The sequence below is a fragment of the Micromonospora sp. BS32 genome (genome assembly GCF_059089345.1).
Genome location: NZ_JBSSHR010000023.1, coordinates 59042 through 79935, shown reverse-complemented (window position 1 = coordinate 79935; position 20894 = coordinate 59042). Strand labels below are relative to the sequence as shown.

Sequence of the window (20894 nt, the reverse complement as noted above, 5' to 3'; positions counted from 1 at the left end):
GGTCAGCCGGTCACCTTCACCGGCGCGGCCGGCGGCGATTCGGACCTGGCCGGCGCCGGCCAGGTCAACCGGCGTACACCGGGCACGGCGGCGGTACCGAGGCAGGCGAGCGCCACGAGCACGGCTGCCCCGGTCAGCGGCGTGGCGGTGCCCCAGGCCCGGGCGGCCACCGGGGCGACGGCGTAGCCGATCGGCATGGCGCCCAGCGACAGCAGCCAGTCGTAGGAGCTGACCCGGGCGAGCACCTGCGGCGGGAACTGGCCCTGCACCACGGTCTCCCACACCGGGTTGAGGAAGCCCAGCGCGGCCAGCGCGAGGCAGTACGCGCCGATCACCGCCGGAGCCGGTGCCGCGACGGCGAGCAGCAGCAGCGGTGCCGCGTACGTGGCCAGGGCGAGGTTGGCGACCAGGACGGGCCGGCGGGGGCGGATCCGACCGGCGAGCAGCGAGCCGCCGAGCAGGCCGACCGCCCCGGCCTGGAGCATCGCCACCCACACCCCCTCGCCGCCGAGCCGGTCGACGGCGACCACCGGCCCGAGAGTCATCAGGACGGCGGCCGAGCCGTTCCAGACGCCGTGGCCGACGAGGCTGGTCCAGTACCAGTCGCGGCTGCGGACCTCCCGCCAGCCGTGCGTGAGGTCGGTGAGGATCGCGCGTCTGGGCACCGGCACATGGCGCACCCGGACGGCGGTGAGCAGCAGCGCGCTGACGGCGAACGAGAGCCCGTCGAGGACGAACGCCCAGCCGGGGCCGGCGACCCAGATCAGCAGTCCGGCCAGGGCCGGGCCGACCAGCCGGCTGGCGCTGGCGGTGGTGCCCAGCAGGGCGTTGGCGCTCTGCCGGTGGTCCGCGTCGACGGTGCCGGCGACCAGCGGTGACGCGGTCGGCATGGCGAAGGCCGACGCGGCGCCGCCGACGACGGCGGCGACCGCCACGTGGGTCAGCGACGGGCCCGCCGAGAGCAGTTCCACGCCGACGGCGAGCTGGGCGGCGCAGCGGACCAGGTCGGTGGCGACGGCGACGCGGCGGGCGTCGAACCGGTCGGCCAGCACGCCGCCCAGGGGGAGCAGGAGCAGCCGGGGGACCATCGCGCAGGCCAGCACCAGGGCCAGCGCGCCGGTGGAGCCGCTCGCGCGGAGCACGGCCAGGGCGAGTGCGGTGGGCACCACGGCGTCGCCGAGGACGGAGACGGTACGGGCGGCGAACAGCAGGCGGAAGGCGGGGAGCCGAAGAGCGTGGGTCACACCGGAAAAGTACTTCGACGTCTAACCTTTCGTCAACGAATAATTCGTCATCGACGTACAGTGTCGGAGTGAACGACCGCGACCGCACCGACCGGCATGTCGAGCGCTGGCTGCCCGTCCTGCCCGACCTCGACCCGGACGTGGAGGGGGCGGTGACCCGGATGGCCGGCTTCACCCGGCATCTGCGCGCGGTCAAGGAGCGTTCGTTGGCCGACCTGGACCTGCCCGCGCACGAGTTCGACACCCTGCACGCGCTGGCCGGGCGGCAGGGTCGAGCCGCCCCCTCGGAGCTGGCCGACGACCTCCAGATGGCCCCCGCGTCGGTGACCGCCCGGGTCGACGCCCTGGTCCGCCGCGGTTTCGTGCACCGCATCCCGTCGACGGTCGACCGGCGCCGGATCGACGTCGAGCTGACCGACGCGGGGCGCACCACGTGGCTGGCTGCGATGGAGGTGATCGGCCACGAGGAGCACCGCCTGCTCGGGGTGCTCACCGCCGAGGAGCGGCGCACCCTGGCCGACCTGCTCCGGAAGGTCTCCCTGCACGCCGAGCGCCTGACGGGCTGACCGCGGCGCACCCCGACGAAAACCCCTCGCGGCGGCGGCGGTGGTGCTGACAGGCTCCCCGCCATGACAGCGCACGCACTGGCCGGGGCGCTCGCCGAGGACCACCGACGCCGGGTCTTCGCCGCGATCGCCCTCGGCGACACCGACCTCGCCGCCGTGGTGGCCCGCACCGGGTTGACCACCCGGGACGCCGCCACCGCGCTGCGCCGCCTCACCGAGTGTCAGGTGGTGGCCGATGACCCCGGAGGGCTACGGATCGACACCGAGCGGCTGCGGGAGTTCGCGCGGGCGGAGGTGGCCCGGCCGGCCGGGCCTGCTCCGGACCCGCGTACCGCCGTGCTGCGCACCTTCGTGCGGGGCCGGACGCTGGTGCGGCTGCCCGCCCAGCGCGCCCGGTGCCGGATCGTGCTGGAACACATCGCGCAGAGCTCCTTCGCCGTCGGCGAGCGGCACCCGGAACGCGCGGTCGACGACGTCCTGCGGGCCTGGTGCGACGGCGGTGAGGCCGACCACGTCACGCTGCGCCGCTACCTGATCGACCACCTTTTGCTCGTCCGCGACCAGGGCGTCTACTGGCGCCCGGAGCCGACGGGGACGCCGCGGTGAGCGACGCGCCCTGGACGGTCCGGGCGGCCCGGCCCGACGAGCCGGACGCGGCGGCGCTGCTGCGCGGGTACTTCACCGAGATCGTCGCCCGCTACCACGGCCGCCCGGTCCGGCCCGGCGAGGTCTCGGCCGCGATGGCGGAGTGGCCGAGCGCCGACCTGATCGACCCGACCGGCTGCCTGCTGGTGGCGTACCACCGGGGCGGGCCGGCCGGCTGCGTCGGGTTGCGGTGGCGGCCCGACTGGGCCGAGCTGACCCGGATGTACGTCGTAGCGGAGCACCGGGGGCGCGGCGGGGGCGCGGCGCTGCTGGCGGCCGCGCAGCGGCGGGCGGAGGAGTCCGGTTTCGACCGGCTACGGCTGGACACCCGCCACGACCTGGTGGAGGCCCGCGCGCTCTACGCGCGGCACGGCTACCGGGAGATCGCCGCGTACAACGACGACGTGTACGCCGAGCACTGGTTCGAGAAGCGGCTGGGAGTTGACGAGGCGCGCACGGCGCGCTAAATACAGAAGAGGAAGTTGAGTCACCCAAGCTCAACTCTCACACCTTCGGCCCGAGGAACCGAGGAGGCATGACCATGCTGATGCGCACCGACCCCTTCCGTGAGATCGACCGGCTCACCGAGCAGCTGCTCGGCACCGCCCACCGTCCCGCGGTGATGCACCTGGACGCCTACCGCGACGGCGACCACTTCTACGCCGTGTTCGACCTGCCCGGCGTCGACCCCGACAGCATCGACTGCACGGTGGAGCGCAACGTGCTGACCGTCCGCGCCGAGCGCCGCCGCCCCGCCGGCGGCGACGTGGAACTGGTCGCCGCCGAGCGACCCATGGGCACCTTCACCCGGCAGCTCTTCCTCGGCGACACCCTGGACACCGACCGGCTGGAGGCCGGCTACGAGAACGGGGTGCTGACCCTGCGCATCCCGGTCGCCGAGCGGGCCAAGCCGCGCAAGGTCACCGTCACCGCCGGCGGCAACGGCCGCCGGGAGCTGACCGCCTGAACCGGCGTCGAAGGCGGGGACCGGGCGTCCCCGCCTTCACCGTGGCGGCGGATAGAGCGCGGCCATCGCGTGGGCGCTGGCCGCGCACATCTCCCGCAGCTCGGCGGGGGCGAGCACCTCCACCTGGGCGCCGAGCTTGAGCAGCTCGGTGTGCCCGTGCCGGATCGACTCGATCGGCACCGTGGTGTGCCGCCAGCCGTCGGCGTCCGGCTCGCCCGCCGCCGCCCGGGCCGCCCGGCTCATCGCCGGCGGGAACACGTACGCCATGAACTCCAGCGCCTCGGCCGTGAGCCTGATCAGGGCCTCGGACCGGTAGACGCCCCGCTCGTACCGCTGGGTCCACTCCCGCCAGAACGCGGCCAGGTCGAAGTCGGCCGGCCGGTCGAAGCGCTCGTCGCGCACGCTCAGGTCGAGGACGGCGGAGACCCGGTAGGTGCGGATCTCGTCACCGGCGCGGGCCGCCAGGTACCACCGGCCGGCCTTGAGCACCACACCCAGCGGCGCGAGGACGCGGGTCACCTCGCGCGGCTGCTTCCACCGCCGGTAGCGCACGTCGACCAGGCGTTCCTCCCAGACGGCGTCGGCCAGCGCGGTCAGGAACGGGGTGGGTTCCGGGTCGCGGAACCAGCCGGGCGCGTCCAGGTGGAAGCGCTGCCGGATCCGCTCGCCCTGCTCGGCCAGGCCCGGCGGCAGGGCCGCCCGCAGTTTCAGCTCCGCCGCGGTGAGTACCGCCCCCAGTCCCAGCTCGGCGGCGGGCCCCGGCACGCCGGCCAGGGACAACGCCGCCGCCTCGGCCGCGGTCAACCCGGTCAGCCGGGTCCGGTAGCCGCCGACCAGCCGGTAGCCGCCCGCCGGGCCACGGTCGGCGTACACCGGCACGCCGGCGGCGCCGAGCGACTCGACGTCGCGGTAGACCGTGCGCACCGACACCTCCAGGGCGTCGGCCAGCTCCTGTGCGGTCATCCGTCCCCGGCTCTGCAGGAGCAGCAGCAGGGAGACCAACCGACTCGCGCGCACCCGAGCACGGTAGACCCGGCCGGGCCACGCAATCCCGTCGGGCGCGCCTCGTGGCCAATTCCGGTGGCGGCTGAGAGCCTTTCTCACATGCTGCGTTCCGACGTCCCGGTCCTGTCCCGCGCCGCGGGCCGGCCCGCTCTGCCGAGCGGCCCGATGGACTTCACCGAGGCCTGGCTGCGCAACCGGCGGCTGTCGGAGCACACCCGCGACGCGTACCGGCGGGACGTCGCCGGCTGGCTGGCCTGGTGCGGCGACCGCGAGCTGGACCCGCTGCGGGCCAGCTTCCTGGACGTCAACGCCTACGCCCGCGACCTGGAGGCGACGCTCGGCCCGCGCACCGGCCGGCCGCTCACGCCGGCCACCGTGGCCCGCAAGCTCTCCGCCCTGTCGAGCTGGTACGAATTCCTGGTCAAGCTGCGGGCGATCGACGGCAACCCGGTCTCCGGCGCGGACCGCCCCCGCCTCGACCGGGACCACTCCGCGACGGTGGGGCTGACCCCGGAGGAGGTCGACGCGCTGCTGGCCGCCGCCGAGGCCGAGACCGGGCCGGCCGCCGCCCGCAACCGCGCCGCCATCGCGCTGCTGGCCGATCTCGGGCTGCGGGTCGGGGAACTGGTCTCGCTGGACCTGAACGACCTGGGCGCCGAGCGGGGACACCGCAGCGTGCGGTTCGTCGGCAAGGGCGGCCGGCCGCGCCGCCGGGCGCTGACCCCGGGCACCGCGTACGCGGTGGACGCCTACCTGGCCGCCCGGGCCGTCGCCGAGGGGGTCGACATGGAGCGGCTGACCGGGCCACTGCTGGCCACCGCGACCGGTGCCCGCCTCGACCGGCACTCGGTGTTCCGGCTGGTCCGGAGGCTGGCCCAGGTCGCAGGCATCCCGGCCGCGGCGAGGCTGTCGCCGCACTCGCTGCGACACGCCTTCGCCACCACCGCCCGGGCAGAGGGGGTGCCGCTGGAGGACGTGCAGGACGCGATGGGCCACGCCGACCCGCGCACCACCCGCCGCTACGACCGGGACCGGCACAACCTCGACCGCGACCCGGCGTACGTGATCTGGGCGGCCCGGGCCCGCCGCCGCGGCTGAGGCCGATGTCCCACCCCACTCGTACGGTCTCCGAATGCGACACGGACTGGAGATCTGCTGCGGCGGCCCCGGACTCACCGCGTCCCTGCTGGTCGAGCTCGGCGAGCTGGCCGAGCGGTCCGGCTGGGACGCAGTGTTCTTCGAGGACTACCTGATCTACTACGAGGGCGACGACCCGCCGACGCACGATCCGTGGCTGCTGCTCGCCGCGATCGCGGGTCGCACCGGCCGGATCCGGCTCGGCACCACGGTCACCTCGCTGCCCCGGCGGCGGCCGGCGAAGCTGGCCCGGGAGGTGCTCACCCTCGACCATCTCTCCGCCGGCCGGGCGGGCGTCGCGGTCGGCGTCGGCGATCCCGGCGACCGCGGGCTGGCCGCCTTCGGCGAGGAGCGCGACCTGAAGACCCGGGCCGCGATGCTCGACGAGGGCCTGGACGTGCTGGTCGGGCTGCTCGGCGGCGAGCGCGTCGACCACGCCGGCACCCACTACCGGGCCGCCGGGGTGGCGCTGCGGCCGGCGCCGGTGCAGTCGCCCCGGGTGCCGGTCTGGGTGGGCGGCAGCACGCAGGCCGGCGCGGTGCTCCGCCGGGCCGCCCGGGCGGACGGCATCGTGCCGTACAAGCTCACCGACACCGACGGCTGGTCCGATTTCACTGCGGACGAGGTGCACGAATTGGTCACGGCGCTGCCGGCGACCCGGGCCGACGGCGCGCCGTTCGACGTGGCGATCGGCGGTCGCCGCCGTCGCGACGACGAGCGGGCCGAGCGGGCGTACCTGAGCAGGGTGGCCGAGGCCGGGGCCACCTGGTGGCTGGAGTTCGTCCCGGCCGGCGACCCGGCGGCGATGCGCGCCGCGGTGGCCCGGGGCCCGCTGCGCTGACGGGCGCCGGGCTCAGTCGAGGCCCAGGCCGCGCCGGCCGGTGTCGTTGAGGTCGTCGAGCCGGAAGCGGTTGGTCCAGGTGCGCTCGTAGTGCTCCGGCGGGAAGTCGCCGGGGCTGGACCCGGTGCCGAAGGCCTCGCGCACCGACGCGCTGTACGCCTCGTTGCGCGGGCACCAGGGGGCGGCGGGGATGTACATGACGTTGCCCCAGCCCTGCTGGTTGGCGACCCGCGCGACGCTGTGGATCATGTCGCAGTGCCACCAGACCGAGTCGCCGGCCCGCACGTCCGGGATGCCACTGAGCGCCTCCATCAGCAGCGGATGCCACCTGTCGTTCGCCGGGAAGACCTGGTTGACGGTGACGCCGCACATGTCGTCGTCGGGCACGTCGGACAGCAGCGGACGCAGCATCAGGTACGCCATCGCGCCGGGGATCGGGACGGTGTGCAGCACCCCCTGGTCGTGTGCCATGTCGGACAGCGCGGTCCAGCCCTGGAAGGTGCGGAACGCCGAGCACATCGTCGAACCGGGGTACTGCGGTCCGGCGGTGCGATAGGCGGCGTCCCACGGGTCGTACTGCTCGACGGCGCCATCGAACAGGTGCCGGAACGTCTGCTGGTAGGCCTGGGTCATCCACAGGTCGAGGGTGCCGGGGTCGAGGTGGGCGCCGAGGCCCCGGGAGTTGGCGCCCGGCGGACGGCGGCGGATCCGGTCCGGGTACAACGAGTCGCGGTCGGGGTCGAACCACCGCACGCCCTCGGACTCGTGCTTCCACTGGCTGTTGAGCAACGCCTGCACCCGCGCCATCCGGTCGCTCTGCCGCGCCTGCATCTGGGGCGGGGACCAGTAGATCGGGTAGATCTCGGGCTTGGAGCCGACGCTGCCGAAGAAGTCGTCACCGGGGCCGCGGTAGTTCTCGAAGAACCGGTTGCTCTCGACGTACGCCATGATGTCGCGGTCCCACCCCAGCGCTTGGTCTCGTTCGAAGTGCCCGCGGACGACCAGACAGCCCCGCCGGCGCAGCGACGCGAGCGTCTCGGCGGGCACGGTGCCGGCCTCGACGTCGGCGTAGTCGACGACCGGCCAGACGGTCTCGCCGCGGTCACGCGCGGCCTTGATCTCCTCGACGTCGGCCCTGACCCGCTGCTCGACGACGGCGAAGATGTCCTCCACCGTGCGGCCGGAGGCGGCGATGCGGACCCGCAGCGCGGCCTTGATCTCCCGGATGGCCGCCGGCAGGTCCGCCGGCGGCCGCTCCCAGTGCGGCAGGGCGGGCAGGGCACCCGGGGTGAGCACGGATGAGGACGTCACGGCGGCACTCCTTCTAGTCAGGTCTCCTTACCTGGATAACTGTAGGAGCACGCCTTCTTCTAGGCAAGGCCCCTGCCTAGAATCGGCGCATGGATTCGGCCAAGCCTTCCCAGGAGTTGGCGCGCGCGCTGACCGACGAGCGGGTGCTGCACGCCCTCATGCGCGACAGGCGGCTCACCCGCGCCGAGCTGGCCGCCAGGATCGGCATCTCCAAGCCGACCGCGGGGGAGAGCATGCGCCGGCTGGCCGAGGCCGGCCTGGTGGCCGACACCGGCGAGCGCACCCCCGGTGGTCGCGGCCGGGGCCGGGTCGGGTCGTACTACGCCCTGGCCGCCGACGTCGGCACCGCCCTGGCGGTGAGCATCGCTCCCGAGGGCGTGGTGGCCGAGTGCGTGGACGTCTACGGCGACATCGTCTGGCGGGCCGAGCGGACGATCAGCAGACCGGCCGAGCCCGCCCAGGTGGCTGCGGCGCTGCGGAGCGCGGCCGGGGAGACCCGCGAGCGGACCGGGTCGACGCCCCGCCTGGCCGTGGTGAGCGCCGCCGACCCCGTCGACCGCGCCACCGGCCGGCTGACCCAGCTGCCGGACGCGCCGTTCCTCATCGGCGAGCTCGATCCCGTCGACACCCTGGCGCCCCACGTCCCCGGACCGGTCACCGTGGACAACGACGTGAACTGGGCCGCCCAGGCCGAACGGGACCACACCGGCGCCGCGGCGCCGCGCGACTTCGCGTACCTGTTCCTCGGCGAGGGACTCGGCTGCGCCGTCGTCACCGACGGCGAGGTACGGCGCGGTGGCAGCGGCCTGGCCGGCGAGATCGCGCACCTGGTCACCATCGGTCCACACGGGCGGGCGATGCCGCTCATCGCGGTCTTCGACGAACTCGGCCTGCGCCGGCCCGGGTCCACCGCCATCGACGTTGACCGGCTCCTCGCCGCGGCCACCGCGCCCAGCTCCGAGGCCGCGGCCACCCGCCACGCGCTCGGCCAGGCGGTCAGCGGGGTCCTCGCCGCCCTCGTCGCCCTCACCGATCCCCGGATCGTCGTCGTCGGTGGCCGGTGGGGCAGCCACCCCGTCATCCTCGACACCATCCGCACGACCGTCGCGGTCCGCCCGAGGCGCGTCCCGGTCCGGGCCGCCGAGGTGACCGTCGAGCCGGCCCTGGCCGGCGTGCGCGCCGACGCGCTCCACCGCCTGCGCCTGGCCATCGTCGCCGCCGCGCGCCACGCCGCCTCCGACGCCACGCAGGAACCGGATCCCGCGACCCCCGGACGGTGAGGTGACCGCAGCGGCCGCAGCGGGCCGCCGTCGCCGGCGGCCCGCTACGGTCGTTCGGCTCAGCCCCGCGGGCGGGGGCAGAGGCAGAACGGCTGGCCGACCGGGTCGAGCAGCACCAGCCAGCGTCCCTCGCCGGGCTGGGCGTCGGGCCGGGTGGCGCCGGACGCCTCGAACTCCTTCGCCGCGGCGTCGAGGTCGTCGACGTACAGGTCGAGGTGGTAGCGCTTGCCGGCGGTCTCGTCCGGCCAGGCCGGCGGCTGGTACCCGGGGACCAGGCCGAACCCGAGGGGGACCCCGTCCGGGCTGGTGATCATGGCGTACTCGGGCTGGCTGTGGGTGATCTCCCAGCCCAGCACCCGGTGGTAGAAGGCGGCGTGCCCGGCCGGGTCGGAGCTGTCGAGGTTGACCATGGCGAGGTCAGCGTGGATCGTCATGCCCACAGCCTCGCCGACGTACCTGACATCTCCTGACAGGTACGCGACGCCGGCCCGCCCCACGTCGGTGACGTGCGACGGGCCGGCGCCCGACGTCAGCGACCCGGGATGCGGCGCTTGACCGCCCGGGCGACCCGCTTCGGGTCGCGGATCACGGCGACCTTGCGGATCACCTCGGCGAGCTGGGTCGCCCGGGAGCCCTTGAGGGTGCGCAGCTCGGTACGCAGCGCGCGCAGCCGGCTCTCCCGGACCCGCAGCTGCTGGTCCCGGAACTTGATCGTGCGCTCCAGCCCGAACACCTGCCCGGCCAGCTCCTTCGCCCGCACCTGGGCGGCCTCCGCGTCGGCCAGCAAGGTGCGCAGGTCCGGCCCGGTCTCGTCACGCCGGACGTCCACGGCGGCGGCGATGTCGTCGGCGATCTGGCGGCCGGCGGCGAGCACCTCGTCGGTCGGCTCCTCACCGCTCATGCCCAGCCACGCGCGGACCAGGTCCGGCCCGGCCATCCACGGCGGCCACGGGTGCCGGTGGTGACCGCCGACGAACCGGTCGTGGAACCGGTGCCAGGCGGCGGAGAGCAGCTCTGCGGGGCTGGCCTCGCCCTCGGTACGCCAGGCCAGGACGCCCCGGGCGAAGCCGTCGCCAGCCACGCCGGTGTCGTCCAGGCAGATGATCGTGCCCTGGCCGGTGTCGGCGGCGCGCTTGCGCGCCCAGTCGCCCAGCCGGCCGGCGATCCGCCGGAACTGCGGCACGTCCTCCGCGGCGGCCACCCGCCACAGCAGGCGCTCGACCGACTCGGTGTCCGGCAGCTCGGCCGGGCCGTCGACGGCGACCAGGCCGCTCGGGCGCCCGGCGTCAGCCGTACCCCCGGTGGCGGCGAACCGCCAGCCGGAGTCGGCCAGGTCGCCGGCGAGCACGACGGCCGGCGCGGCCGCGCGGGTGTAGACGGTGCGCGCCGACTGCGCGGGCCCGCTCACCGCGAGCCAGCCGGGCGTGACGGCGCCGAGCTGACCGGCGCGGGCGGCGGCGTCGACGCCCTCGCCCAGACCGGCGAGCAGCGGCGCGCCGGCCGCGGCGACGTCCAGGGCGCGGACGGCCAGCCGGGCCGCCGGACGGCCCGGTCGGGTCGCGGCCGCCGCGTCGGCGTCGAGCAGGGTGTGCGCCTCGCCGTTGACGTCCACGGCCGACCACAGCGCCGTCACGTCGAGACCGAGACCCCCGAGGGCGTCGCGGAGCTGGGTCGGGGAGGTGGGGCGGCTCGGGTCGTCGTGCAGCGGCCACCACTCGTCGTCGCCGTGCCGCTCGTGCGCCGGCCGGCGGTCGAAGAGTTCGGTCAGCGCGAAGTCGTTCTGCGCCGCGACCACGACCACCGCGCCGGCGGCGGCGGTCCGGGCCAGCGCGGTGGCCCGGCGCGCCCAGTCCTGCTGCGGCGAGTCGGTGCTCATCACCCGGTCCACGCCGTCGGCGGCGACCACCAGGTCGAACGCCGTCCCGGCGGGCAGCGAGTCGACGAACCCGTCGAGCGAGCCGGCCACGAACGTGACCTCGCCGTCGGGCCGCGCGTCGCGCAGCGCCTCCGCGTCGGTCACCGAGCGGACCAGCACCGTCGTCCGGGCGCTGCGCGCGGCGACCGCGGCGATGACGTCGGTGCCGTGCGGGCCGACCACCAGGGCGTGCGACGCCCGGGGCAGCAGGTCGGCCAGGAGGGCGACCAGCACCGGGCCGCCGGCCGGGGCGCGCCCGCCCGAGTAGTCGCTCCAGGGCTGCATCTCGCCCCGGACGACCTCGACGTTGATCGAGCCGTTGTCAGTCACGTTCGTTCCAATCGAAGAGCATGCGCATCTCGGCCGGCGACATCATCCAGTCGCGCCCGAGTTCCTCGTCGGTGATGTCCCTGGCCACCTTGACATCGATGTCCTTGCCCAGCATCTCGGGCCAGAGCCGGGCCACCCGGGCGATGCCGCCGAAGACCGGGTTCTCGCCCTCCATGGCCATCGGGTCGCCGTAGACGGCCGGCTCGCAGCCGGCGGCGACGCCGAAGAACACCGCCGTGGAGAGCCGGTTGGCGGCGACCCGCTTGTGCCGGCGGAACGCCTCCAGCTGCTTGTACAGGAAGCGCCGGTCGGTGCCCTCGTAGTTCCAGCCCCGCTTGCCGAAGCTGATCACGTCGAAGCCGGCCTTCTCGTAGAAGCCGCGGACCTCGGGGCGCTCGTACTCGGTGTAGTAGAGGCTGAACGTCACCGGGCCGGTCTCGGTCTCCCGGATCTCGTCGATCAGGCGGGCGTGGTCACCCTGGATCTTGCCGCCCTCCCAGCCGTGGAAGAGGAACCACAGGGTGCCCTCCCGCTCCTCCTCGGGTACCCGGCCCAGGTCGGGTTCGAGGTCCATCAGATAGAGCCAGGGGGCGCCGATGACGTGGTAGTTGCGCCGGCCGAGGGAGTGGCCACGCCGCCGGGGCGCGTCGCTCCACACGTAGCGCCACGCGCCGTCGAAGAACTCGTGCACCGGGTTCCAGCCGCAGCCGACGTTCCAGCCGTGCTGCAGGTAACCGCGGATCCGCGGCGGGAACTCGTCGTCCAGGCCGCAGTGCCGGGCGAGGATGTGCGTCTGGCCGTAGTAATGGTTGTGATGGTGCATGATCATCGTACCTCGAGATGCAGTCGGCCGGAGCGGGGTCGCAGGCTGGTCGACCGATCGCCGGCCTCGGCGTCCAGCGGCAGCCGGGCGATGAGGAAACCGTCGGCCTGCAGGGCGTACGGCGACCCGCCCGCCGCCGGCAGCGCGAACAGCGTCCAGTCGGCCAGCAGCCGGTTCGCCGGCTGGTCGGGCAGCGGCGGCACGTGCAGGTCGACCAGGTCGACCGCGGCGGACCAGCCGTCGGAGTCCGCGCTCAGCTCGCACGGCACGTCGACGTGGTCGTCGGAGTCGTCCAGGTAGCGCCGCCACACCACGTCGCCCAGCGGGCCGTCGTCCCAGCGGCGTCCGGTCACCACGAGCCGGTCGCCCGCGTCGATGCGGACCTGTTCGGCGCGCAGCTGCACCGGGCCCTCGAAGACGTTGACGTACTGGTTGGGCGAGCGGGTGACGGTGATCAGCCGGCCGTGGTGCACGGTGGACACCGCGGCGTCCAGCCCGGTGGCGAGCAGCAGCCGCCGTCCCTGGTCGCTTTCGATGCTCGGCACCCGGGCGGTGCGCTGGGTGAACGGGTCGTCCGGGTTGACCGAGTCGTGCAGGTCGTCCAGCGGGATCCGGGCGGTGAACGCCGTCCGGCTGCCGTCGGGCCGGGTGTCCAGGTCGACCCGCAGGTTGCCCGCCGAGCGGGACAGCTGCAGGTACGCGCCGGTCAGATCGGCGGGCAACCGCCCGGCGAGCGTCAGGGCGTCGTCGGAGACGACCGCCCCGGTCAGCTCCACCGGGCGCACCGACTTGCGCAGGGCAAGCTCACCGGTGCTGGTGCCGCCGGGCTGGATCCACACGTCGTCGCTGACCCACCCGCCGGTGGCGTGCTGCGGGTTGCCGGGCTGCGGGTTGCTCACCGTGCCGCGCCGGCGCAGCAGGCCGGAGCGGAAGTCGACGGCGAGGTGCGCCGCGGTCACCCCGGCGGGCATGGCGGCCAGCGCCGCGCGGGGCACCCGCACCTCGAAGCCGACCAGCGCCTGCTCGGTGTGCGAGTCGCGGGCGGTGAACCGCTGGACCGGCAGGTCGACCCGCTTGCCGCCGTAGGTCAGCGCCACCCGCAGCGTCGAGTTGGTGCTGGTGGGCAGGTGCCGGATCTCGGCGGTGCCGCGCACCACCAGCGCCGCGTCGTCCCAGCTCAGATCGGTGACGGTGGAGTGCACCTTCAACTCCTGCCGCGGCAGCCGGTACAGCTGGCGCGGCACGCCCGACCCGCCGCTGGCGGCGGGGTAGGCGTTCTCGTAGCGCCAGGGCAGCACGGAGTGTCGGCGGGCCCGGGCGCCGCCGGCCAGGCCGCCGTCGGCGCGGAACTCGGCCAGCCGGCGCAGCAGGTCGGCGTCGCCGGCCTCCAACGCGCGGTACTGCAACCGGTCGTACGAGGAGGCGGCCTCCAGCACGGCCGGGTCCAGCCGGTGGGTCAGCCGCTGCCCCAGCGCGACCAGGGGTTCCCGCTCGTGCTCCTCGGCGGTGGCGAAGGCCTGCACGACGGTGGCCAGGTCGATCTCGGCGAAGTGCCGGTGCACGATGGGTCGCAGCTCGGGGGCGCGCTTGTCGAGCAGGTCCAGCACCATCTCGGCGGAGACGATGCGGTCGGCGAGGTTGCCGTACTGGAACTTCTGCTGGGTGATCGACTCGCCGGACTCGCGCTCGCGCCAGAAGTAGACCGGGGCGGCGAGGCAGTCCACGGTGACCGCGTCCAGGTGGCCCTTGAGGGTGACCGGGTAGTCCTCGTACCGGATCGGCGGGAACTCGAGCTTGAACTCGTCCCAGAAGGAGCGCCGGTAGACCTTGTTCCAGACCATCCGGTCCAGCGCCAGGTTCGGGTACTCCAGGATGTGGGTGGCCTGCCGGTCGGCGGTGAAGATGCTGCGGTGCAGGTACGCCACCCGCACGCCGGAGGTGTTGTTGAACCGGCGGGCGTTGCCACCGACGAGGGAGGAGCCGCTCTGGTCGAGGGAGCGGACCATCGCCTCGTAGGCGTGCGGGGCGACCAGGTCGTCGCTGTCGACGAAGGTGATGTACTCGCCCTGGCTGTTGCGTACGCCGGTGTTGCGGGCCGGTCCGAGCCCCTGGTTCTCCTGGGTGACGATCCGGAAGCGCGGGTCGCGGTCGCAGAATTCCTGCGCGATGTCGGCGCTGTGGTCCTTGGACCCGTCGTCGACCAGGACGACCTCGAAGTCGCGGAACGTCTGCCGGGTCAGCGACTCCAGGCAGTCCCGGATGTAGTCGCCGACGTTGTAGAAGGGGACGACGATGCTAAGCCGAGGCGCCATGCCGCCTCCTCCCGGCAGCCGGACGCGTCGCGGTTGCGGCGAGACGTCTCGCCACCGTGCGACACCGGACGGGGCTGGCGGCGGACGCCTGGTACTCCACGACACCACTTTCTTCAGGGTTGGGGCCGACGATCGGCACCCAGGCTAGCCGAACCGGGCGTGCCCGCCGATTACCGGCCCGAGCCTGTTGTACCGCGATGTGCCGCGAATGAACATGCCGCGGCCATGCTGACCGGGTCGGCGACGTGACCGCCGTCACCTCCGGTCAGCAGGCGTTCACCTTCGGTGGCGGATCAGCGGAGCTGGTCCAGGTGGTGGTGGGCCGGCGGTAGGCGATGCCGGGCTGGCCGCGACAGGGGCGATGTTCCTGCGCCGGGGCATACCGGGCGCATACGGTCGCAGGTGATGGGCGGTGAGGCGGCGTGGACCCGACCGGCCCGGCGGAGCCGGCCGGTGCGGACCGGCCTGCTGCTGGGCGGCCTGGCGATGATCCTGTGCCTGGTCGGGGTGGCCGGGCTGGGGGCGTGGAACCTGCAGGTGGTCACCGGCGCCAGCGGCCCGGTGCGGGAGACCGCCGACGGGTTCTTCCGGGAGGTCTCCGCCGGTGAGGTGGACCGGGCGTACGAGCGGCTCTGCGCGTCCGCCCGGGGCCGGTGGAGCGAGGTGGGCTTCGCCGGCTGGGTGCGGACCCCGCCGGTGGTCAGCGGCTACGAGATCGTCGACGTGTCGGTGCGCACCAAGGGCGGCAAGCCGGTCGGCGAGGTGGTCGTACGGGTCACCCGCGACGGGGGCGCCAGTGAGCAGCGGACCCTGCCGGTGGTCCGGGAGAAGGGGGAGTGGCGGGTCTGCGGCGACCCGTTCTAGATCAGGAGCGCGGGCCGAGGTCGCCGGAGCGGAAGTGCCGCCGGCAGAGCACCTGGTAGCGCACGTCGGCGGTGTCGGCGGTGTCGCCGATGACCACCTGGGCGCCCTCGCGCACGACCCGCCCGTCGACGACGCGGGCGTTGAGCAGCCCCTCCCGGCCGCACCAGCAGAGCACCTCGATCTGGATCCGGGCCACGGAGTCGGCCAGCTCGAACAGCCGCTGCGCGGCGGGGAAGAGGCAGGAGCGGAAGTCGGTGGCCAGGCCGAAGGCGTACACGTCGACGTCGTAGCTGTCGACCAGCTCGGCCATCTGCTCGACGTGCTCCACGTTGTAGAAGGACGCCTCGTCGCAGATCAGGTAGTCGACGCGTACCCCCTCGGCCCAGGTGTCGCGGACCAGCGCGCGCAGGTCGAGGTCGTCGGTGACCTCGACGGCGGAGTGGGCCAGGCCGATGCGGCTGGTGACCTGCGGGCCCAGCGACCGGTCGATGCGGGTGGTGACCAGCCCGCGACGGCCCTGCCGGGCGTGGTTGTAGTTCATCTGCAGGGCCATGGTGGACTTGCCGCAGTCCATCGGCCCCCAGAAGAACTTCAGCGCGGCGGCGTGCAGCGGCCGCCCGTCGACGCCGCGGGCGGCGGCGCAGCCGGCCCGGCTGTCGTCCGGGCCCGGGAGGGGGCGGGCCAGGCAGGTCGGGGCGGCAGCGGCGTCGTCGGTCACGTCGGGGCAGCCTAGTCCATCGAGCAGCCCCGATCCGGCCGGTCAGAGCACCCGGGGCGGGGTGTTGCCGGCGGCGACGATGGCGCGCCGGATCGGCACGGCGGCCAGCAGCGCGAAACCGACCACGAAGAAGATCAGCAGTGAGACCAGGCCCACCCGGTAGGAGGCGGTGAGCTGGAACACCAGGCCGAAGGCGAGTGGGCCGAGCCAGCTGGTGCCCTTGTCGCTGATCTCATAGAAGCCGTAGTACTCGCCCTCGCGGCCGGCGGGGATGAGCTGGCTGAACAGCGAGCGGCTCAGCGCCTGGCTGCCGCCGAGCACCAGGCCGATCGCCCCGCCGAGGATCATGAACGGCAGCGGCGCCTCGGCGGGCAGCCGGAACGCGGCGATGATCACGCCGGTCCAGAGCACCAGGGACAGCAGTACGGTCTTCCAGGCGCCGATGCGCCGGGCGAGCGCGCCGAGGGCGAGCGCGCCGCCGAAGGCGAGGAACTGCACCAGCAGGATCGTCACGATCAGGGTGCTCTGTTCCAGTCGCAGCTCCTCGGTGCCGTACTGGCTGGCCAATGTGATGACGGTCTGGATGCCGTCGTTGTAGACCAGGAAGGCGAGCAGGAAGAACAGCGTCAGCGGGTACGCCTTGATCTCCCGCAGGGTGTGGCCGAGCTGCCGGAACCCGTCGGTGAGCACGTTGCCGCCGCCGCGCAGCGCCGCGGCGGTGGGGTGTTCGCGCAGCCAGCGCAGCGGCAGCAGGGTGAACGCCGCCCACCAGATGCCGGCGGAGACGATCGACCAGCGGGCCAGGTCGAGGGTGCGCTGCGGGTTGCCCTCCTCGCTGAGCATGGTCACCGCGACCAGGTTCAGCGCGAGCAGCAACCCACCGCCGAGGTAGCCGATGGCCCAGCCGCGGCTGGAGATGCCGTCACGCTCGTCCGGGCCGCCCAGTTGCGGCAGGAACGAGTTGTAGACGACCACGGCCGCGCCGAAGGCGATGTTGGCGATCAGGAACAGCGCCCCGCCGAGCAGATACCGCTCACCGGTGACGAGGGCGAACGCGATGGTCGCCCCGGCGCCGGTGAACGCGGCAGCGGCGAGCAGCCGCTTCTTGTGCGTCGACCGGTCGGCGATCGCGCCGACCACCGGCAGCACGAAGACGGTGAGGAAGACCGACAGCGAGATCAGGTACGGGTAGTAGGACCCGGCGGCGACCCGGATGCCCAGCGGGTGCACGTAGCCGTCGCAGCTGTCGGCGCCGAGCTCGCAGCCGGCCGCCAGCTCGGTGACGGTGGTGAGGAACGGGCCGAGGAAGACCGTGATGACGGTGGTCTGGAAGGCCGAATTCGCCCAGTCGTAGAGGTACCAGCCGCGCCGTTCCCGGCGGGTGCTGGCCGGCGGCGGGGTATCGGCAACGGCAGGGGTGACCGTCTCGGCCATCGAGGTCCTCGGGGTTCAGGCGGCCCAGTGGCCGCGGCTGCGGTAGACGTCGCGCAGCACGCCGACGTGATCGGTCATGATGCCATCCACCCCAAGATCAAGTAAGTCGTGCATCTGGGCGGGTTCGTCGATCGTCCAGACATGCACCTGCAACCCGAGACGGTGGCAGTAGGCGAGGAACCGGCGGTCCACCACGGGCACCCGGCCGTAGTGCGGCGGCACCTGGGCGGCGACCACCGACTCCGGTAGCCGCAGCGCCCGGCCGTGCAGCGAGGCCAGCCGCAGCCGGGCCACCCCGCGCATGCCGAGGCTGGTGGCCACCCGGCCCTGCGTCAGCGCTCTCAGCCGGGTCAGCCGCGCGTCGCTGAACGAGGCCAGCAGCACCCGGTCGGCGGCGCCCGCCCGGGTCACCGCGGCGACCGCCGGTTCGACGCCGGGGTCGGACTTCACGTCGACGTTGAACCGGACCTGCGGCCACGCGCCCAGCACCTCGTCCAGCCGGGGTACGACGGCGGCGCCGCCGACCCGGACCGAGGCGAGGTCGGCCCAGCGCAGCTCGGCGATGCGCCCGCGCTGCCCGGTGACCCGCTGCAGGGTCTGGTCGTGGAAGACCACGGCCACCCCGTCGGCGGTGGCGTGCACGTCGGTCTCCACGTACCGGTAGCCGAGGCCGACCGCCCGGGTGAACGCCTCGACGGTGTTCTCGTCACCGTCGGCGGCGCCGCCGCGGTGGGCGAAGGCCAGCGGCGCGGGCGCGTCGAGGTAGCCGAAGCGGGGCTGCACGCCCGGCAGTATGCCTGCCCCGGGTGGCGTACGGGTGACCGGCCGGCGACCATCCGGCCCGACCGCTACTACCTTCCCTATCCTTCCCTATCACGCCTATGATGGCGCATGATAAATGACGATGTGTTATCGGTGGAGCAGGTGGCCGACCGGTTGGGGCTGCACCCGCGCACGGTGCGCGGCTACATCCGCGCCGGCCGGCTGCGGGCGGTGCGGATCGGTAAGCAGTACCGGATCGCCCGCACCGACCTCGACGCGCTGACGGGCCGACCGGCACCGGCCCGGGCCGCCGCCGCGTCGGTGGAGGTGTCGAGCATCGTGCAGGTCGACGGCGTCGACCGGGCCGCGGCCGACCGGCTCGCCACGTTCGTCCTGGCCGGCGCGAACACCGGCCCGGACCCGCACCCGCTCCGCGTCCAGACCGTGCACGACGACCAGAGGCAACGCATGAAGATCGTGATCCTGGGCGGCGCGGCCGCCACCGCGGAGCTGCTGCACCTGCTCGACGGGGTCCTGGCCGGCGACAACGGCCTGTTCACCGGGGAGGCCGACCATGCCTGACGTGGTGCAGGACCGGGCCGGGGTGCCGGTGCTGGTGTGCGACCCGGCCGGCCCGCCGGTGGCCACCGAGCAGGACGCCCTCGACCTGATCGGCGCGGCCTTCCTCGGCGCCGAGGTGGTGGCGGTGCCGGCGGGTCGGCTGGACGAGGAGTTCTTCTCTCTGGGCACCCGCTTCGCGGGGGAGGTCATGCAGAAGTTCGTCAACTATCGGCTGCGGTTGGCCGTCGTCGGTGACATCTCCCGACACCTGGCGGCCAGCGCGGCCCTGCGCGCCCTGGTGCACGAGTCCAACCGCGCCGACCACGTGTGGTTCGTCGCCGACCTCGACGCGCTCGACGCCCGGCTGCGCGCCGCAGGCTGAGCGGTCAGGCCAGCCAGCCGGCGGTGGTTGCGGTGACCGCCCGGCCGTCGAGGTCGCTGAGCTTCAGGCCGACGAACTGCCGGGCGGTGGGCGAGGTCTGCACCCGGGGTGCGGGCTCGGCGTCGGTCAGGGTGGCGACCACCGCCGCCGCGGCGTCCGCCGGGGACTGCGCCGCCGCGAACGCCCCGGCGCTGCGCTGAAGGTACGCCCGCAGCGCCGGCCCGTACACGCCGGCCGCGGCGACGGCGGCGTCGGTGTCGATGCCGACGTTGGCGACGAACTCGCTGGCCACCGCGCCCGGCTCGACCACGGTCACGGTGACCCCGACGGTGGCGGCGAGCGGGGCGAGGGACTCCATGTACCCCTCGACGGCGAACTTGGCCGCGCAGTACGCCTCGTTGAACGGCTGCCCGATCACCCCGCCGACGCTGGTGACACTCACCAGTCGCCCCCGCGAGGCGCGCAGGTGCGGCAGGGCGGCCCGGCTGACGTGCAGCACGCCGAAGAAGTTGACCTCCATGACGGCGCGCACGTCGTCGACGGTCTCCTGTTCCAGGGTGCCGACGTGTCCGGCGCCGGCGTTGTTGACCACCGCGTCGAGGCGCCCGTACCGGTCGATCACGTCGGCCAGCGCGGCGGTGACCGAGGCCTGGTCGGTGACGTCGAGCCGGCGTACGTCGATCAGGTCGGCGACCCCGGCGGCGTCGGCGGCGGCGCGCAGCCGGTCGGCGCGGGACACGTCGCGCATGGTGGCCACGGTCCGCCACCCGGCGCGGGCGCAGCCCAGCGCGATCTCCAACCCGATGCCGGTCGACGTCCCGGTGATCAGCACGGTCTGCTCGCTCATCTGTTCCCTGCTTCCGTGGTGGGGTGCTACGGGCAGAGTCTCATCGTTCGAGCGCACTCGAAGGCAAACCCGACGACGGCCCGCTCAGCCGGGCGGGCGGCGGCGGTGGGAGCGGCTGGTGTCGATCGGCCGGCCGGGGTCGACGTGCCGGGGCCGGTCCGGCTCGTCGGGGCGCAGCGGCACCAGGGCCGCGGTGATCGCGTCGGTGATCCGGTCCGTGCCGATGCGGGCGGCGCCGGGCGTGCCCCGGTCGAGGTCGTGCAGGTCGAGGGGGTCGCCGAAGCGGACCCGGATCACGGGGCGGCGCCACAGGGACCGGGCGAGGCCGCGCAACATGCCCTTGGGCGCCCGGTAGGGCAGCACCTCGTGCGAGCCCCACTGGGCGACCGGGACGATCGGTGCCCCGCAGGCCAGGGCGAGCCGGGCGGCGCCGGTCTTGCCGCGTTCGGGCCACATGCCGGGGTCCAGGCCGATGCGCCCCTCGGGGTAGACCAGCACCACGGAGCCGGCGGCGACCGCGTCGGCGGCGGCGTCGAGGGCGCGGTGCACGGCGGCGGTGCCCCGGTCGACGCGCAGGTGCCCGGCGCGGCGCATCAGCCCGCCGAGGACGGGGGCGCGGAACAGTCCGCCGGTGGCCATGAAGCGGGGGGCGACGCCACGGGCCCGGCAGGCGGCGGCGAGCACCACCGGGTCGAACGGGCTGATGTGGTTGGCGGCCAGGATCAGCGGCCCACGCCGCAGGGCCACCGGCACGTCGCCGGTGACCTCCAGCCGGGCCAGGGCGCCGACGGCGAGGCGGGCGACGAGTTGGGCGGTGCGCCACAGCAGCGGCGGCTTCCACACGGTCGGGGTGTTCATCAGTGACGGATGGTCGCACGCATACGGGTGACGGTGGGGCCGGTCCCGGGCCGGGCGGCAGAGGTGATCAGGGTCATTGGTCCCGGGTGGGG

Annotated in this window: 22 protein-coding genes; 10 read left to right on the top strand and 12 right to left on the bottom strand. The window is 74.2% G+C overall.

The features are described from left to right. Window positions 1-2: 2 nt before the first annotated feature. Window positions 3-1244 carry an MFS transporter gene (locus AC5RWQ_RS26260; protein WP_494285313.1) on the bottom strand — a complete coding sequence of 414 codons (1242 nt, stop codon included), beginning with the start codon at window positions 1242-1244 and terminating at the stop codon, window positions 3-5. 68 nt (window positions 1245-1312) lie between these two features. Between AC5RWQ_RS26260 and AC5RWQ_RS26255 the strand changes: the two genes are divergently transcribed. The 4 genes from AC5RWQ_RS26255 to AC5RWQ_RS26240 all read left to right on the top strand — a co-directional run bounded on the left by AC5RWQ_RS26255 (window position 1313) and on the right by AC5RWQ_RS26240 (window position 3422). Next, window positions 1313-1810: a MarR family winged helix-turn-helix transcriptional regulator gene (locus AC5RWQ_RS26255; RefSeq protein ID WP_494285312.1), complete on the top strand. Its 498-nt coding sequence runs from the start codon at window positions 1313-1315 to the stop codon at window positions 1808-1810. A gap of 63 nt (window positions 1811-1873) precedes the next feature. Continuing rightward, on the top strand, window positions 1874-2416 hold the full coding sequence (locus AC5RWQ_RS26250) for a DUF2087 domain-containing protein (RefSeq protein ID WP_494285311.1): 543 nt from the start codon (window positions 1874-1876) through the stop codon (window positions 2414-2416). Further along, window positions 2413-2922, top strand: a complete 510-nt coding sequence (locus tag AC5RWQ_RS26245; RefSeq protein WP_494285310.1) for a GNAT family N-acetyltransferase — start codon at window positions 2413-2415, stop codon at window positions 2920-2922. The genes AC5RWQ_RS26250 and AC5RWQ_RS26245 overlap by 4 nt, the downstream gene beginning before the upstream one ends. Before the next feature lie 74 nt (window positions 2923-2996). Beyond that, complete coding sequence (locus tag AC5RWQ_RS26240; protein WP_494285327.1) at window positions 2997-3422, top strand: Hsp20/alpha crystallin family protein; 426 nt, start codon at window positions 2997-2999, stop codon at window positions 3420-3422. 36 nt (window positions 3423-3458) lie between these two features. Here AC5RWQ_RS26240 and AC5RWQ_RS26235 read toward each other — a convergent pair whose 3' ends face one another. Next, a complete protein-coding gene (locus AC5RWQ_RS26235; protein WP_494285309.1) occupies window positions 3459-4439 on the bottom strand; it encodes a helix-turn-helix transcriptional regulator in 981 nt (326 codons plus the stop codon). Between the two features lie 87 nt (window positions 4440-4526). Between AC5RWQ_RS26235 and AC5RWQ_RS26230 the strand changes: the two genes are divergently transcribed. Beyond that, the gene (locus AC5RWQ_RS26230; protein ID WP_494285308.1) at window positions 4527-5525 is read left to right on the top strand and encodes a tyrosine-type recombinase/integrase; all 999 of its coding nucleotides are present in this window, start codon (window positions 4527-4529) and stop codon (window positions 5523-5525) included. 34 nt (window positions 5526-5559) lie between these two features. Further along, window positions 5560-6405, top strand: a complete 846-nt coding sequence (locus AC5RWQ_RS26225; RefSeq protein WP_494285307.1) for an LLM class flavin-dependent oxidoreductase — start codon at window positions 5560-5562, stop codon at window positions 6403-6405. Between the two features lie 12 nt (window positions 6406-6417). Here the strand turns inward: AC5RWQ_RS26225 and AC5RWQ_RS26220 are convergent, their stop codons facing one another. After that, on the bottom strand, window positions 6418-7716 hold the full coding sequence (locus AC5RWQ_RS26220) for a DUF1479 domain-containing protein (RefSeq protein WP_494285306.1): 1299 nt from the start codon (window positions 7714-7716) through the stop codon (window positions 6418-6420). 89 nt (window positions 7717-7805) lie between these two features. On the opposite strand from AC5RWQ_RS26220, the gene AC5RWQ_RS26215 reads away from it, so the two are divergent. Continuing rightward, window positions 7806-8996, top strand: coding sequence for an ROK family transcriptional regulator (locus AC5RWQ_RS26215; RefSeq protein ID WP_494285305.1), 1191 nt, complete (start codon window positions 7806-7808; stop codon window positions 8994-8996). Between the two features lie 59 nt (window positions 8997-9055). On the opposite strand, the gene AC5RWQ_RS26210 is transcribed toward AC5RWQ_RS26215, so the two are convergent. From AC5RWQ_RS26210 to AC5RWQ_RS26195, 4 genes are all read right to left on the bottom strand, one after another. Then, complete coding sequence (locus tag AC5RWQ_RS26210; RefSeq protein ID WP_494285304.1) at window positions 9056-9430, bottom strand: VOC family protein; 375 nt, start codon at window positions 9428-9430, stop codon at window positions 9056-9058. Window positions 9431-9525: 95 nt separating this feature from the next. Beyond that, entirely contained in the window at window positions 9526-11241 is a 1716-nt protein-coding gene (locus tag AC5RWQ_RS26205; protein ID WP_494285303.1) for a hypothetical protein, read from the bottom strand. After that, complete coding sequence (locus AC5RWQ_RS26200; protein WP_334491305.1) at window positions 11234-12064, bottom strand: hypothetical protein; 831 nt, start codon at window positions 12062-12064, stop codon at window positions 11234-11236. The genes AC5RWQ_RS26205 and AC5RWQ_RS26200 overlap by 8 nt, the downstream gene beginning before the upstream one ends. Window positions 12065-12066: 2 nt before the next feature. After that, the gene (locus AC5RWQ_RS26195) at window positions 12067-14376 is read right to left on the bottom strand and encodes a glycosyltransferase family 2 protein (RefSeq protein WP_494285302.1); all 2310 of its coding nucleotides are present in this window, start codon (window positions 14374-14376) and stop codon (window positions 12067-12069) included. Between the two features lie 405 nt (window positions 14377-14781). Between AC5RWQ_RS26195 and AC5RWQ_RS26190 the strand changes: the two genes are divergently transcribed. Beyond that, window positions 14782-15240 carry an Rv0361 family membrane protein gene (locus AC5RWQ_RS26190; protein WP_494285301.1) on the top strand — a complete coding sequence of 153 codons (459 nt, stop codon included), beginning with the start codon at window positions 14782-14784 and terminating at the stop codon, window positions 15238-15240. 1 nt (window position 15241) lies between these two features. Here the strand turns inward: AC5RWQ_RS26190 and AC5RWQ_RS26185 are convergent, their stop codons facing one another. From AC5RWQ_RS26185 to AC5RWQ_RS26175, 3 genes are read right to left on the bottom strand one after another with little or no spacing between them, the layout of a single operon-like run. After that, window positions 15242-15958, bottom strand: coding sequence for a thymidine kinase (locus tag AC5RWQ_RS26185; protein WP_334491308.1), 717 nt, complete (start codon window positions 15956-15958; stop codon window positions 15242-15244). Between the two features lie 42 nt (window positions 15959-16000). Then, a complete protein-coding gene (locus AC5RWQ_RS26180; protein WP_494285300.1) occupies window positions 16001-17392 on the bottom strand; it encodes an MFS transporter in 1392 nt (463 codons plus the stop codon). Window positions 17393-17407: 15 nt separating this feature from the next. Further along, window positions 17408-18175, bottom strand: a complete 768-nt coding sequence (locus AC5RWQ_RS26175; RefSeq protein ID WP_494285299.1) for a glycerophosphodiester phosphodiesterase family protein — start codon at window positions 18173-18175, stop codon at window positions 17408-17410. Window positions 18176-18283: 108 nt separating this feature from the next. Here AC5RWQ_RS26175 and AC5RWQ_RS26170 point away from each other — a divergent pair, with 108 nt between their 5' ends. Both AC5RWQ_RS26170 and AC5RWQ_RS26165 read left to right on the top strand, forming a co-directional pair. Continuing rightward, the gene (locus tag AC5RWQ_RS26170; protein ID WP_494285298.1) at window positions 18284-18736 is read left to right on the top strand and encodes a helix-turn-helix domain-containing protein; all 453 of its coding nucleotides are present in this window, start codon (window positions 18284-18286) and stop codon (window positions 18734-18736) included. Then, window positions 18729-19097: a DUF4180 domain-containing protein gene (locus tag AC5RWQ_RS26165; protein ID WP_494285297.1), complete on the top strand. Its 369-nt coding sequence runs from the start codon at window positions 18729-18731 to the stop codon at window positions 19095-19097. The genes AC5RWQ_RS26170 and AC5RWQ_RS26165 overlap by 8 nt, the downstream gene beginning before the upstream one ends. Before the next feature lie 4 nt (window positions 19098-19101). Here AC5RWQ_RS26165 and AC5RWQ_RS26160 read toward each other — a convergent pair whose 3' ends face one another. Further along, entirely contained in the window at window positions 19102-19944 is an 843-nt protein-coding gene (locus AC5RWQ_RS26160) for an SDR family NAD(P)-dependent oxidoreductase (RefSeq protein ID WP_494285296.1), read from the bottom strand. Between the two features lie 84 nt (window positions 19945-20028). Further along, entirely contained in the window at window positions 20029-20802 is a 774-nt protein-coding gene (locus tag AC5RWQ_RS26155) for a lysophospholipid acyltransferase family protein (protein WP_494285295.1), read from the bottom strand. Window positions 20803-20894 lie beyond the last annotated feature (92 nt).